The following is a 14,587-nucleotide window of genomic DNA, read 5'->3' on the forward strand; positions in this document are numbered from 1 at the left end:
CACTCTCTTTTTAAAACATATTATATCAATCTAAATCTTTTAAAAACAAATAGTCCTTTCAATAAAGACCAAAAAAACGCCCCTCATTATACAGAGGAGCGTCATACATGATCTTCTATTTAATTAACACCCTTCATCATTCGATGAATTCGCGGTGAAAGAAGGAATAATAGCAATCCAAGACCAATTGCCACTAAACCGATGACACCAAAATAAATAATTTCAGTTTCGGGTTTATAGAAACGAACGATTTGCGCATTAATCGCTTGTGCAGAAGCATTCGTTAAGAACCATAAGCTCATCGTTTGAGCTGAGAACGCAGATGGTGCAAGCTTCGTCGTGGCTGATAATCCAACTGGCGACAATAGTAATTCACCAATAACGACTAAGAAGAAGCTAAGTACAAGCCACATCGGATTGACTAATGTTTCTGTACCGTTCACGTACGCAGGAATAATCATTACTAGGAAAGATAGTCCGGCGAACACTAATCCAACAGAAAACTTCTTCGGTGTAGATGGCTGTTTATGGCCCATTTTCACCCACAGCCAAGCAAAGACTGGAGCTAAGAACACCACAAACAACGGATTTAATGACTGGAACCAAGAGGAATGAATCTTATAGTCACCAATCATTAATTGCGTACGCTGATCGGCATAAGTGGCTAAGATGATCGACCCTTGCTCTTGGATCGCCCAGAACATCATAGCGGCAATAAATAAAGGAATGTAAGCCAATAAGCGAGAACGTTCTGTTTCTGTTGTTTTGCCGCTTCGGTACATCACCCAGAAGTAAGCAGCTGGGATGAAAATACCAAGCAAGCTGACAATCAGTGTAAATAAATCAATGGTTAATACGCCTGTCGTCAAGCCAATCGCCACTAAAGCACCGACAATAACTACCCCAATACCGATTTGAATAAATACTTTCTTCTTTTCTTCTGCTGTTAACGGGTTCGGCACATACGTACCTGCTAAACCAAGATTCTTTTTCTTAGTCATAACATAAACAATCAATCCAAGTAGCATGCCGACAGCAGCAATACTGAATCCAAGGTGGAAATTATAGTTTTGGCCGATTGTACCAACCACTAAAGGCGCGATTAAGGCACCCATGTTAATTCCCATATAGAAGATACTGAATCCTGAATCACGGCGTGTATCAGTTTCGCTGTACATATCTCCAACGATGCTAGATACGTTCGGCTTAAGTAAGCCAGTTCCCACGACGATTAGCGCCATGGAGAAGAATAAAGCTGATACACCAAAAGGCAAGGCCAGAACAACATGCCCAAGCATTATTAAAACGCCGCCATAAAATACAGTTCTTGACGTACCGAGCAGCCTGTCCGCTATCCATCCCCCGATAATACCTGACATGTAAACGAGTGACCCGTAAATCGCCATGATTGAGGCAGCTGTTCCTTGATCAAGGCCTAATCCGCCTTTAGAAATTTCGTAATACATATAGTAAAGCAAGATCGCTCTCATACCATAGTAAGAAAAACGTTCCCAGAACTCAGTGAAGAATAATGTGAATAAACCTTTAGGATGACCGAAAAAACCTGATTGAGGAACACTTTGTACTATTTGATCTTTTGTCTTTGGATCCACATGAAAACTCCTTTCTTTTTTAAAAGATAGATTCAAAACTTTGTGACAATTTACGACAAATATCTACTCATTTCGAGAAACTATTTTATAATAATTTTTTGCGAAACGTTTGTCAACGGTCTGATGAAAGTCCTAAAATTGTAATAATTCATAATAAATAATCTTATAAAAAGTATAACGCTTCCATTTTCTATAAATATTCTCGTCTAATTAGTTAAAAAATATCATAATAGACCGACATATTTGTTTCTCTCTATTTCGACAAATTTCGCATGAGCCGCACTAAAAAAGACTTGGCAGCCACCAAGCCTCCTATAACTAACTTTCAATTACCCGGATATTATATTCCTCAAACCACATATGCATTTGAGCTAAATGGGCGATCAGCTGCGGACCAGTCATCAGCTGCCCAAACCATGGAACTTGAAAAGAGGATCCATCGGTTTGAATTAATTCCTCGATCTTTTGTTTAGACATGAAGGTTAGCAGCGGGGAATCTCCTTTCTTTATCATTTGGCTCAGCATACCTTTTACAGCCGCTGTATAGCCAGGGTGATGCGTTTTAGGGTAAGGGCTTTTTTTGCGGTAAAGAATCTCATGCGGAAGCGTTCCTTCTAAAGCTTTACGCAAGATCCCTTTTTCTAACCCGTTGACTCTCTTCATTTCCCAAGGAATATTCCATGCATATTCCACAATGCGATGATCAGCAAAAGGCACCCTCACTTCAAGACTAGCCCCCATACTCATTCGGTCTTTTCGGTCAAGCAGTGTCGTCATAAAGGAAAGCATATTAATATAGAACATTTCTCTGCGCCTTGCTTCTAAAGGACCTTCTCCATCTAGCTGTGGAGTTTCTGCCACCATCCCGTTATATTTATCTTTCACATAACTTTTTAATGATAACTTGTTTCTCCACTTCGGAAGCAGCAGCTGCTCTCGTTCATTTAATGATCGAATCCACGGAAAGTTTCCGCTGTTTAATAAATCCTCTTGATGAAACCAAGGATAGCCGCCAAAGATCTCGTCTGCACACTCTCCCGATAACCCTACCGTGAACTCTCTTTTAATCTGCTCGCAAAACCATAGCAGCGAAGAATCCACATCTGCCATGCCAGGAAGATCACGTGCTAACACCGCATCCTTTAACCGGTTGGCCAGTTCTTCATTATCTATGACTGCCGAGTGATGAATAGACCCTATATGTTCCTGCATTTTTCGAATCCATGGTCCATCTTGATCGGGCTGGAAGTGACTGGACTGGAAGTGCTCACTATTTTCTTCATATTCAATGGAATAGGTGTGAAGCGCCCCCCGTCCTTGCTCTTTAAAATAGGAGGCTGCCAACGCACTGATTGCACTCGAATCCACTCCGCCCGACAAAAATGTACATACCGGAACATCCGCTACCAGCTGCCTCTCTACTGCGTCCTTCACAAGAAATCTCACACGATCTACGGTTTCATCCAGTGAATCCTCATGCGGCTTGCTGACCACATTCCAATATCGCCACACCTTTAGGCCATTTCTATTGAACGTGAACGCATGAGCCGGCCGCAGTTCAGATATCCCTTTAAATACTCCATTTCCAGGTGTCCGCGAAGGTCCTAACCCGAATAATTCTTGCAGTCCTTCCCGATCAACCTCTGCTTTCACCTCATTATGTGCCAGAATTGCTTTAATCTCTGAAGCAAAAAGCAGCATGCCGTCTTTATGATAGAAAAAGAATGGCTTCACTCCCAGTCGGTCTCTAGCGGCAAACACCCGCTGCTCTTCTTGATCCCATATCACAAAAGCATAGATGCCATTTAAGTGATCGACACACGCCTCTTTCCATTCAATATAGGCTGTCAATAATACCTCTGTGTCTGAGTGCGATTGAAATGTATAGCCTTTCTTTACTAATTCTCTGCGAATATCTTCTGTGTTATAAAGTTCCCCATTATAAACCATTGTATAGGAACGGTCATTTACCGACTTCGTCATCGGCTGGACGCCGCCTTTCGGATCTACAACGACCAGTCTGGTATGCCCAAATGAGGCATGCGGAATACTCCAAATATTTGAATCATCGGGTCCCCTGTAGGCCAATGTTCGCGTCATCTTTTTTACGATTTCTGTTTCCTTTCTAAGATCTCTATTCCAGTCTATCCAACCCGTAATTCCACACATATTGATCATCCTTTCCTTTATTCCCTTGCTTCCTAGAATTCAATATATTCAACTATATCGATTTGGATTACTCATGTAAGGAAATATAACATGAATATTTCTACGTAATTTCTTATTGGAATCAAATGTAAATGATGAACTTTTCTAATATAATAGAATAAAAGAGGAAAACGGAGGGGTTACATGACTGGTTTCATTTGGACAGTTGTATTGGTCATCGCTTTTTACTTAGCTGTCAAACTTGTCCATTCACTGATAAAGCCTAAAAAGTTAAAATTACATTCGATGACTCCACCTAGAGACTTAGGCTACCGGCATCCAGAGGTATTGCCGCTTGTCAAAAAACTAAAACGATCACTTCGGCCTGAATTCATTTCAAAAGTCAAAGCGCGTGTATTAGCCAACCACCCACATTGGACCGACCATGATTTTGACTGGCGATTATTTGAGTTAAAAAGATATTTTATTTTAAATAAAATACTAAATTCTGTTCCAATGTTCAGTGAAGAAGTGGATGAGATTTGGCATGAAATGCTGATGTTTACAAAAGATTATGAGGCGTTTTCTAAAGAGTTTTACGGGAGCTTTCTTCACCATAATCCCACGATGGAAGTTGTGCCTATTCCGCATGATCGAGCTTTTTTTGACTGGATGTACTTGCAGCTATTCGAACCCACACCCAACAGCCGGATATTATGGGGGAGATTTTTGCAGCACCCTTTGGAAACGTCCCTGCTTGATGATTTCCGCGTGGAATCTGAAGACATACTGCTAGAAAAGTACTTTCATTCTGGAGACCGAGACGAGAAATTAAAACGATCCTTAGTACAATTATTTCAAAAAGATCTTTCTGAAGCAGACACCATTCAAAGAAGCAACAGCTTGGCACCTTTTAAACCTTTATCTTCTGATGCTAATTATTCATATTTATTAACAGCTATGGTATTTTACTCGGTCTACCATCCCGACAACTATTTAGAAGAAATAGGCGCACTTATGCCCAAAGAAGCTGCTTCGGGTTATTCAAGCACTAGCGGCTGTTCAAGTTTTGCCTGTTCCTCATACAACGACCACCATGATGGAGGAGGCGGTTCTGATTCATCCTGTTCCGGTTCAAGTTCAAGCTGCGGCAGCGGTTGCGGCGGGGGATGCAGTTCATAAAATAAGAATGGGTGTGCCAAGTTCGGCACACCCTCTTATCTTTATTTCTTCTTAAAGATATCCGTTAACACAGGAACAATTTGCTTTTTACGAGACACAACACCTTCAAGTGTCGCTGTTTGATCCTTTAAAGTCACATTGAATGCTTCTTCCACTGCAGCTGTTTCACGGCCAGCAGCGACAGCAATAGAATCACTGTTTAAAATGTCAGTGATCACGAACAAGAATAAATCTAACTCTTTTTCTTCAATCGCTGATTTCATCGCGTCTTCGATTTCCGCTTTGCGCTCAAGCACTTCGTTCGTATCTACCGCATTGATTTGCGCAATTTCTACTTTGCAATTACCCATCGGGAACACTTTTGCATCAAGAGAAATTAAGTCCGCTGCAGACTTGTCGCTTAGATCTGCGCCAGCTTTCAGCATCTCCAAACCATATTGTTCTGCATCCACACCTGCAATTTCAGCCAGCTCTTTCGCTGCTTGTACATCTTCTTCTGTGCAAGTTGGCGATTTAAACAGCAAGGAGTCTGAAATGATCGCAGAAAGCATTAATCCAGCTACATCTTTCTCAATAGCTACATTATTTTCTTTATACATTTTATTCAAAATAGTCGCTGTGCATCCAACAGGCTCCGCACGGTAATAAAGAGGATCACTTGTTTCAAAATTAGCGATTCGGTGATGGTCAATAACCTCTAAGACGCGAACATCAGCAATATCGTCCACGCTTTGCTGGCGCTCATTGTGATCCACTAGAATGACTTGTTCTGCTTCAGGTGCTGCTTTTTCAATTAATCGAGGTGCTTCAGCTTTAAAATAGTTCAGGGCATATTCAGTTTCACCGCTGATAGAGCCTAAACGAACTGGTTCAGTATCCATGCCGATTTGATTTTTTAACGCTGAATACGCAATCGCCGAACAGATCGAATCAGTATCCGGGTTTTTATGTCCAAGAATTAATACTTTTTTCAATGTATTCCCCTCTTTTCTACAGATTGGTAGTATGTAGTACGCCTAATAATAGCCGCACAAATCATATTCTATTTTAACGCAAGATCTCCTTGTTTTCCTATCCTTTTTCCTTAGAAAAAAGGAAAATCCGCAGAGGTCTTTTCTTCTGCGGATCTCCCTGCTTCTTCATACAGAATCTGCTGGGTGTTTCTCTCCGTACATAGGATTCTTCTCTTTCCTCGCAAAACACATAATACCGGCAATTAAGAACAGTAAAGCAGGGAGCCAGCCGATAAACAGTGTCGCCAATCCAACAATCAATGCACTAATAATCAATAATCCGCCAGCGAGCTTTGGTTTTTTATTACGGCGCATAGAGAAAAGTGCAATGACACTTAATATGGTACTAATCGCTACAATTGCTACGAACCCCCAGCCTACACTTTCAATCATGTTCATAGCAGCTGTCGGATCAAGTCCCGCACTTGCCAAGTTAGGATCATTCGCCAGCTCTTTCTCCAACTCCGTCCGAATCGATTCATCTTTTGACACCACACTGATCAAAGCGCCACCAGCTATTAGAATCAGATTAATAATGACTCCAACTATCACTAAGATTCCTTCTGCTGTTCTCTTCATCTTCTCCCTCCTCACCTTTAAATAATTATATGAATATATACCCTTTATGATTTAGGATACTCAATATATTTCAGCACATCCTTCCTTTAAACATTATTCGTTGTCTGCAATAACCGAACGAATAATATGCCTTGAATCCCATTCGCCGCCCGATATCACTGCTAATGGATATTCGCGGGGAAAAAGCTGCTGATTGATTTCTTCTGAAGAAAGACCTTGACTATGAAGCTCCATTATTTCTTCTTGAGTGCTGACAATCTGGTCTAACTTCTTTTTTAATAATTGCTTGCCGTTTGGAATATACCCTGCGTGAGAACAATAGATCTCTTCAAAATCATAAGTAAGAACCTTCTTTAAAGAATCAATATGCTTGGCAATCGATTCTTGTTCCATCACAATTCTTAATTTCGGCGCAACAAATAAATCCCCTGAAAACAGCGTGCCGCTCTCTTGATTTAAAAAGACCAAATGATCTTCCGCATGACCTGGTGTATGTATCGCCTGCCACTTCGACGTTCTAGAATGAAAAGTCATCGGTAAAGGTTCTGCTTTAAAGGCTTTTCTTTCACCCCACAATTCTTTGCGATAGTCCGGATACACCCCGTCCGCTCGGCATTCATCAATAGCCATTGGATGAATATAGAGCGGAACCTGCCTATTCTCTTGAATCCAGCGGGCGCCTCCTGTGTGATCTTCATGAGAATGCGTAAGGATGACTTGATCATAGTCCCCAGCCTGAAAGAATGGGATATATTCAGATAACAATGATTCTGACCCTGTGTCTATTAACACACCATCCGTCAAATACATATATACATTCATATTTACACCGTGTACCCCTACACTGCCTTTTATACTCGTGACCCCATTGTTATCAAACCGTTCCATAAGTCTCCCCCTTGATTGCGAAATCTTTCCACACCTTTTCTTAAAGTGTATGGCCTAAATTTTCAGACATCAAGAAAAAAGTTCTTATTTAGATAACTGATGTACGATTTCTTTTAGCCGGTCGAAATCCTCATGGATCAATTCAAGCAAGCTGCGGTTATAGAAAATGGATGCGGGGTGAAAGGTTGGGAAGATTTGATAGTTTTTTTCTGTCCATTCATAAAATGTGCTCGTTTCATCCTTCAAACGCTGTACAGGCTGATTTAACAGTTGTCCGTGCATATCAGTGATTTTGGCTTTCGGTCCTGCCAGCCGCTTTAAACCGATATTCCCCAACGTAACTATGAGCGGCGCTTCCACATGTTCGATTTCATAATCAAGAATCGGGGCATGAGCGAGCACTTCTTTCGCTGTCGGCGTCCGGTTATATTTTCTTTTAACTACTTCTCCCTGTCTCGTCCGCTTGTTTTTCCATTGATACGGCCTGCTTCGGACAGCACTGGTGATATATACCTCTTCCCGCGTCAAACCTGCTCTTTCTAAAAACCCCATCAGCTGCTCCCCTGCTCTTCCGCTAAAAGGAATGCCATTATGAATTTCTGTTTCACCAGGCGCTTCGCCGACTAACATGAGTTTTGGGCGCTTAGGACCGCCGCCGTAAACAAACCCCTCAGCAGGGAAAGGAGCGATCCTCTTTCTGCCAAGCTCCGCCAGTGATTCAGGAATTTGCATACTGTCTCCTCCCTTACATTTCCTTTTTTTCTCCTACTACCCTTTACACATAACGTTAGTCAAACCAGATAAAATTAAACCTCTTTGTTTTCATTTATTACCAACAGCCTACAAGAAAGATTTGTGCCTTTAGTGGAATAGTAAAGAGAGTTGAAAAGAAAGCGAGGATTACACATGGAAGTATTTGAATCACACCAGGAATCATTTCACGCGGGCGATATTGTCTATGTTCTTTATCGCAACCCGCATACGTACAATGTGGCAAATATTCAAGAAGCAGCGATTGTTAATCATCCAGACAGACCAGGCGAACTGGCCTTATTTCTTTATGAAACCTTTTACCCTCTAGATGCAGATATTGCGATCTATTCTTCTGCTGATCAAGCGGAAGCAGCCTATGCTTATTATTATGGAACGATGGAATAGGAGGAAAGCTGATGGTCAAACCGTTTGTTCCTCAATTAGTTTACATTGAACCAAGAGCCTTAGATTATCCGCTAGGACGTGAGCTGAAGGATAAGTTTGAGAAAATGGGAGTAGAGATTCGCCAGACAACTTCCCACAACCAGGTGCGGAATCTGCCAGGAGATAACCACTTCCAGCAGTACCGAGTAGCGAAATCAACGCTTGTCATCGGTGTTCGCAAAACATTGAAGTTTGATACCTCTAAACCTTCAGCAGAATACGCCATTCCTTTTGCGACGGGCTGTATGGGGCATTGTCATTATTGCTACTTACAGACAACGATGGGAAGCAAGCCGTATATCCGAACGTACGTCAATGTGGATGAAATTTTCGAAGCCGCTGATCAATATATGGCAGAACGGGCGCCGGAATTTACTCGGTTTGAGGCCTCCTGTACATCTGATATTGTCGGTGTCGATCACCTCACTCATACATTAAAAAAAGCCATTGAACATTTTGGCGTATCGGAATTTGGAAAGCTTCGTTTTGTAACTAAGTTTGCGCATGTAGACCACTTGCTGGATGCTAAGCATAACGAGAAAACACGATTCCGCTTCAGCATGAATGCCGATTACGTGATTAAATACCTCGAACCAGGCACATCAAGACTGGATGAACGAATTGAAGCAGCCGCAAAAGTGGCAAAAGCCGGTTACCCTCTAGGCTTTATCATTGCCCCCATCTACTTATATGATGATTGGAAAGCGGGCTATCAAACATTATTTGAAAAGCTCGAGGCGAAACTGCCTGCTTATGCCACTAAGAATCTAACATTTGAATTGATCCAGCACCGTTTCACTAAGCCTGCCAAGCGCGTGATCGAAAAGAATTACCCAATGACCAAGCTCGAAATGGACGAAGAAAAGCGCCAATACAAATGGGGCCGTTACGGAATTGGAAAATACGTCTACAAAAAAGACGAACAAACCGATATTAAAGAAACACTCGGCGGCTATATTGAAAAGTTTTTCCCTAAAGCCGAGCTGGAGTATTTTACTTGATCTCAAAGAAGCTGCTTGTATACAGGAGCGTCTAAATGACCTCCCACATTGCAGGCAGCCTTTTTTAGTTGCGCGTTTTAATATATATAGCCGCCCCGAGATTGGAAAGTGCTGATAGAATCACGGAAGCCGCTGATAGACCTTTAATAAGCCTTATGAAAATGATCAAGCAGAGCAAAATTTGGTCTGATATTGTTACCTTTCCGTTGTCACATCTTCACACCCTCATTAATGAACTCTTTTTTTTAAAAATGGTCGATTATTATCTGCTCTCACCACTTTTTTCAGTCGTCTCACTCCCTTTCAATAAGAATTTTCACCTAACCGAAAATCGATTTAATCGATTATAATCGATTTTTAATTAATATTCATATATAATCAATATAAGAATAAATTAGAAGCGTGGTGGATATCAATGTTGAAAGAAGGACCCTTACTTGAATTAAAAAGAGAAATTACAGAAGGTCTTAAAAAGGAAGTAATCGCCTTCCTGAATACAGATGAAGCAATAAGACAAATGATTATTGATTCAGATGGCACCAAATTTGAAGATATGCGTTCATTTAATCAAGACCTGACATTTAATGAGCTATCCCATGTATTTAAAGAAACAAATATTCCTTTTGAAGAAGCACAACAAAGGACTCTCGGCTTAATAAATAAAGAGAATTATTACACCAATTTAGGGCTGCTTCTCTCTGATCAGTGTGAACACTCGATAAAGTGCGCGAGGTATAAAGGAAATAACAAGATTAACTTTCAGGATCGCAAAGAATTTACGGGATCTCTAATTAAACAAGTCAATCATGCCTACGAATATTTAATGATGCACAATGCTGCTTTTTCCTCTTTTGAAGGCCTTCGAAGAATTGAAGAAAGAGAATATCCCCTTTTCGCTATCAGAGAAGCTCTTATCAACGCAGTCGTTCACCGAGATTACAGCTTTAGCGGCAGCATTCTTATTCATATATTTGATGACCGCTTAGAAATAGTATCTACAGGCGGATTAGTTCAGGGACTAACACTACAAGATATAGAGTTAGGTGTGTCTCAAACAAGAAACCCTAAATTAGCTAACTGCTTTTATAGAATTAAATGGATTGAGAGTTACGGAACAGGGCTGCAGCGAATAAAAGAAAGCTACGAAACGAGTGATATTCACCCCTTCTGGAACGTCGGTCCAAACTCCTTTGTAGTCACACTGCCGAAGAAGATCTTTCAAAATTCAAAAATGAACGAAGTACAAAGCTTTTTACAATGGGCATCAGATCAATCTGACTTTACAAGCAAACAGGTAGAGAAGCATTTAGTGAAAAGCAAATCAGCTGTACGCTCCTTTCTGGAAGAATTAATTCAAAAGAACGAAATCGAACGGATCGGAAAAGGTCCTGCTACTAAGTATCGGAGGAAATGAAAAAACGCGCTTACTCAGCTTGCCAAACTGAATAAGCGAGGTTTTATAGAGAATAAATAAATTTAAGTTGCTAATGGATAATAATTCCTTAAAAACTATTACTGCATTATAATTAATTTAGTCACTTTCCTCGTCCTACCCGTGTCATAGTTCTATTAAAGTCATTGCTGCATTATGATACGAATGATGGACTTTGAAGCATTAACCGCGTCATAGTTCCAAAAAAGCAATTGTTGTATTATTATATAAAAAAAATAACTGGTAATGCAGACACAGTCATAGTTCCATCAAAGCCATTGCTGTATTATGATGGATATAAAATTTTAAATGTGTCAGGTTCAGTCATAGTTCCATCAAAGCCATTGCTGTATTATGATATGCCATTCAAAAGACCTGACATGATGTTTGTCATAGTTCCATCAAAGCCATTGCTGTATTATGATGACTGCTATGTCCTAGTAATTCCTGCACAGGTCATAGTTCCATCAAAGCCATTGCTGTATTATGATTGCCAATATGCAACTACCCACTTTTCATCAGTCATAGTTCCATCAAAGCCATTGCTGTATTATGATCAATTTAATTTAAAGGGAGCTAACAAATAAGTCATAGTTCCATCAAAGCCATTGCTGTATTATGATTCACCTTGAACAATTCCACTCCCATTGTGAGTCATAGTTCCATCAAAGCCATTGCTGTATTATGATTGTGAAGGTGATCATGAAATGTCCACTGTAGTCATAGTTCCATCAAAGCCATTGCTGTATTATGATGATCATGTCGTATTGCCCTGTCCGTAAGAGGTCATAGTTCCATCAAAGCCATTGCTGTATTATGATGCACCCTCGCCAGTGCCTACACCTTCCCCGGTCATAGTTCCATCAAAGCCATTGCTGTATTATGATTTAATACCACTCGCCATTCTTGGTAAAGTGGTCATAGTTCCATCAAAGCCATTGCTGTATTATGATAATTATCGCGAACTGGAAGTCTTGAGACAAGTCATAGTTCCATCAAAGCCATTGCTGTATTATGATCAAAAAATGAGTACGAAGATGATGTTCCTTGTCATAGTTCCATCAAAGCCATTGCTGTATTATGATCCGTAAACTGGCCTTTCCCTCATACACTAGGTCATAGTTCCATCAAAGCCATTGCTGTATTATGATGATTTCCAGTAGCTACACCGACATTACCGGGTCATAGTTCCATCAAAGCCATTGCTGTATTATGATTTCGATCAAGTTTTCTCGTATGACCACTCAGTCATAGTTCCATCAAAGCCATTGCTGTATTATGATGTCAATTCGGCTAAATATCCGCTGCCGCTGGTCATAGTTCCATCAAAGCCATTGCTGTATTATGATTCTACTGGTGGAGGAACAGGCTCAGGAGTCGTCATAGTTCCATCAAAGCCATTGCTGTATTATGATATACGTGCAAGAGTATCGATATATTTAGAAGTCATAGTTCCATCAAAGCCATTGCTGTATTATGATATACAATAGAAAGCATAGAGGAAATTTTGAGTCATAGTTCCATCAAAGCCATTGCTGTATTATGATCGTACTGGCGTTTAATGTCTTTCGACTGCAGTCATAGTTCCATCAAAGCCATTGCTGTATTATGATATATCGAAAAACACGCAGTAGAGCAGTTAAGTCATAGTTCCATCAAAGCCATTGCTGTATTATGATACTCCAATAGAATCATTTTCTAAAGTCCAAGTCATAGTTCCATCAAAGCCATTGCTGTATTATGATTCACCATTTAAAGTAATCATTACTTTCTCGGTCATAGTTCCATCAAAGCCATTGCTGTATTATGATTCCCTGCCACACGTCAAACACGAATGTTTTGTCATAGTTCCATCAAAGCCATTGCTGTATTATGATTGGGATTGCGGCTCTTGATGCAAAAGCGGAGTCATAGTTCCATCAAAGCCATTGCTGTATTATGATCAAGGATTTAACGAGTGCATGAGAGTGCTGGTCATAGTTCCATCAAAGCCATTGCTGTATTATGATCCGCCTGTGTTTGAAGTCGGCGGTGGAGGCGTCATAGTTCCATCAAAGCCATTGCTGTATTATGATTTACGTATTTATTAGCCGTCTGCCTACTGAGTCATAGTTCCATCAAAGCCATTGCTGTATTATGATTTAACAGAATTGACTTCCTTCCAATAATCTGTCATAGTTCCATCAAAGCCATTGCTGTATTATGATAAATCCAATTTCAATCCGTACATGGTCACGTCATAGTTCCATCAAAGCCATTGCTGTATTATGATATGCAACACTGGAACAGCTTAATCGGTCGGGTCATAGTTCCATCAAAGCCATTGCTGTATTATGATTAGTCAATGGATAATCGAACAAGCAAGAGAGTCATAGTTCCATCAAAGCCATTGCTGTATTATGATGTGCGTTTCCTTGTTGTAACCCTCTCCCCAGTCATAGTTCCATCAAAGCCATTGCTGTATTATGATGCAAACTTAACGGACTACACCCGACACTTGGTCATAGTTCCATCAAAGCCATTGCTGTATTATGATATCATCTTCATTGTAATTAGGATAATCTAAGTCATAGTTCCATCAAAGCCATTGCTGTATTATGATACGTTCTATGGAATCTGTTTCAAGTATGGGTCATAGTTCCATCAAAGCCATTGCTGTATTATGATAATTATATAAAACATTGGAAGGTGAAATAGGTCATAGTTCCATCAAAGCCATTGCTGTATTATGATATACACAAAATGGTGCTTTTGCATATAAGAGTCATAGTTCCATCAAAGCCATTGCTGTATTATGATTTTACATTGCGGTAAGGCTTACCTGACTGTGTCATAGTTCCATCAAAGCCATTGCTGTATTATGATTTAGTTGATCTTGATAAAGTGAGAGATTCTGTCATAGTTCCATCAAAGCCATTGCTGTATTATGATCAAGAGCCAGCAACAATGAGACCAGCACCGGTCATAGTTCCATCAAAGCCATTGCTGTATTATGATGTGATTTGCCCGGATTGCAGGCGGTCGATGGTCATAGTTCCATCAAAGCCATTGCTGTATTATGATTTACTATCTGTTCAGCAAGCGTTGTCTATAGTCATAGTTCCATCAAAGCCATTGCTGTATTATGATGGTGCTCCGGAAATACTTCCATTATACCCTGTCATAGTTCCATCAAAGCCATTGCTGTATTATGATGAAATAATATATACTTATTTCTGCGTTTGTGTCATAGTTCCATCAAAGCCATTGCTGTATTATGATAAATAAATAAAATTTCACAATTTGATCCAGGTCATAGTTCCATCAAAGCCATTGCTGTATTATGATACGTAACCCAAAAAGCCTGTTATATCAATAGATACAGGCTTTTTGGGTTTGATTTTTCCAAAGAAAATATCTGTCTTTAATTAATTTAGAGTCCTTTTTTTAAAAATTCCATATTTGCCTGTTACCATTATTATGCTCAATTTCATCCCTTTTTATTCAATGCAAACTTATTACTGTTGACTTTTTTAGCTATTATTATACATTTAC

10 protein-coding genes and 1 CRISPR repeat array are annotated in these 14,587 nt (G+C 40.1%); of the genes, 4 read left to right on the forward strand and 6 right to left on the reverse strand.

Annotated features, from left to right (window positions below; genetic code table 11):
* Positions 1 to 119: 119 nt before the first annotated feature.
* A complete protein-coding gene (locus JOC78_RS11820; RefSeq protein WP_204556148.1) occupies positions 120 to 1,613 on the reverse strand; it encodes an oligopeptide:H+ symporter in 1,494 nt (497 codons plus the stop codon).
* Positions 1,614 to 1,931: 318 nt separating this feature from the next.
* Positions 1,932 to 3,782: an asparagine synthase (glutamine-hydrolyzing) gene (gene asnB / locus JOC78_RS11825; RefSeq protein ID WP_204556149.1), complete on the reverse strand. Its 1,851-nt coding sequence runs from the start codon at positions 3,780 to 3,782 to the stop codon at positions 1,932 to 1,934.
* 183 nt (positions 3,783 to 3,965) lie between these two features.
* On the opposite strand from asnB, the gene JOC78_RS11830 reads away from it, so the two are divergent.
* Positions 3,966 to 4,943 carry a glycine-rich domain-containing protein gene (locus JOC78_RS11830; protein WP_204556150.1) on the forward strand — a complete coding sequence of 326 codons (978 nt, stop codon included), beginning with the start codon at positions 3,966 to 3,968 and terminating at the stop codon, positions 4,941 to 4,943.
* Between the two features lie 41 nt (positions 4,944 to 4,984).
* Here the strand turns inward: JOC78_RS11830 and JOC78_RS11835 are convergent, their stop codons facing one another.
* The 4 genes from JOC78_RS11835 to JOC78_RS11850 form a co-directional block, all read right to left on the reverse strand.
* Entirely contained in the window at positions 4,985 to 5,917 is a 933-nt protein-coding gene (locus tag JOC78_RS11835) for a manganese-dependent inorganic pyrophosphatase (RefSeq protein ID WP_204556151.1), read from the reverse strand.
* 165 nt (positions 5,918 to 6,082) lie between these two features.
* On the reverse strand, positions 6,083 to 6,535 hold the full coding sequence (locus JOC78_RS11840) for a DUF4064 domain-containing protein (protein ID WP_204556152.1): 453 nt from the start codon (positions 6,533 to 6,535) through the stop codon (positions 6,083 to 6,085).
* A 93-nt stretch (positions 6,536 to 6,628) separates the two neighbouring features.
* On the reverse strand, positions 6,629 to 7,423 hold the full coding sequence (locus JOC78_RS11845; protein WP_204556153.1) for an MBL fold metallo-hydrolase: 795 nt from the start codon (positions 7,421 to 7,423) through the stop codon (positions 6,629 to 6,631).
* Between the two features lie 84 nt (positions 7,424 to 7,507).
* Positions 7,508 to 8,155, reverse strand: coding sequence for a uracil-DNA glycosylase (locus JOC78_RS11850; RefSeq protein ID WP_204556155.1), 648 nt, complete (start codon positions 8,153 to 8,155; stop codon positions 7,508 to 7,510).
* A 174-nt stretch (positions 8,156 to 8,329) separates the two neighbouring features.
* Here JOC78_RS11850 and JOC78_RS11855 point away from each other — a divergent pair, with 174 nt between their 5' ends.
* From JOC78_RS11855 to JOC78_RS11865, 3 genes are all read left to right on the forward strand, one after another.
* The gene (locus tag JOC78_RS11855) at positions 8,330 to 8,581 is read left to right on the forward strand and encodes a transcriptional regulator SplA domain-containing protein (protein ID WP_204556156.1); all 252 of its coding nucleotides are present in this window, start codon (positions 8,330 to 8,332) and stop codon (positions 8,579 to 8,581) included.
* 11 nt (positions 8,582 to 8,592) lie between these two features.
* The gene (gene splB, locus JOC78_RS11860; RefSeq protein WP_204556157.1) at positions 8,593 to 9,621 is read left to right on the forward strand and encodes a spore photoproduct lyase; all 1,029 of its coding nucleotides are present in this window, start codon (positions 8,593 to 8,595) and stop codon (positions 9,619 to 9,621) included.
* 415 nt (positions 9,622 to 10,036) lie between these two features.
* Entirely contained in the window at positions 10,037 to 11,035 is a 999-nt protein-coding gene (locus JOC78_RS11865) for an ATP-binding protein (RefSeq protein ID WP_204556161.1), read from the forward strand.
* Positions 11,036 to 11,178: 143 nt separating this feature from the next.
* A CRISPR array of direct repeats spans positions 11,179 to 14,380; the repeat unit is 36 nt; unit sequence GTCATAGTTCCATCAAAGCCATTGCTGTATTATGAT.
* The last annotated feature ends 207 nt before the right edge of the window (positions 14,381 to 14,587 follow it).

It is taken from the genome of Bacillus ectoiniformans, assembly GCF_016908875.1.
In the GTDB taxonomy this organism is placed as follows: Bacteria; Bacillota; Bacilli; order Bacillales; family Domibacillaceae; genus Bacillus_BX; species Bacillus_BX ectoiniformans.

Bases quoted from the DNA above. Each gene is read 5' to 3' on its own strand.
- JOC78_RS11840 (WP_204556152.1), bottom strand. From the start codon at position 6,535: ATGAAGAGAACAGCAGAAGGAATCTTAGTGATAGTTGGAGTCATTATT.
- JOC78_RS11845 (WP_204556153.1), bottom strand. From the start codon at position 7,423: ATGGAACGGTTTGATAACAATGGGGTCACGAGTATAAAAGGCAGTGTA.
- asnB (WP_204556149.1), bottom strand. From the start codon at position 3,782: ATGTGTGGAATTACGGGTTGGATAGACTGGAATAGAGATCTTAGAAAG.
- splB (WP_204556157.1), top strand. From the start codon at position 8,593: ATGGTCAAACCGTTTGTTCCTCAATTAGTTTACATTGAACCAAGAGCC.
- JOC78_RS11855 (WP_204556156.1), top strand. From the start codon at position 8,330: ATGGAAGTATTTGAATCACACCAGGAATCATTTCACGCGGGCGATATT.
- JOC78_RS11850 (WP_204556155.1), bottom strand. From the start codon at position 8,155: ATGCAAATTCCTGAATCACTGGCGGAGCTTGGCAGAAAGAGGATCGCT.
- JOC78_RS11865 (WP_204556161.1), top strand. From the start codon at position 10,037: ATGTTGAAAGAAGGACCCTTACTTGAATTAAAAAGAGAAATTACAGAA.
- JOC78_RS11830 (WP_204556150.1), top strand. From the start codon at position 3,966: ATGACTGGTTTCATTTGGACAGTTGTATTGGTCATCGCTTTTTACTTA.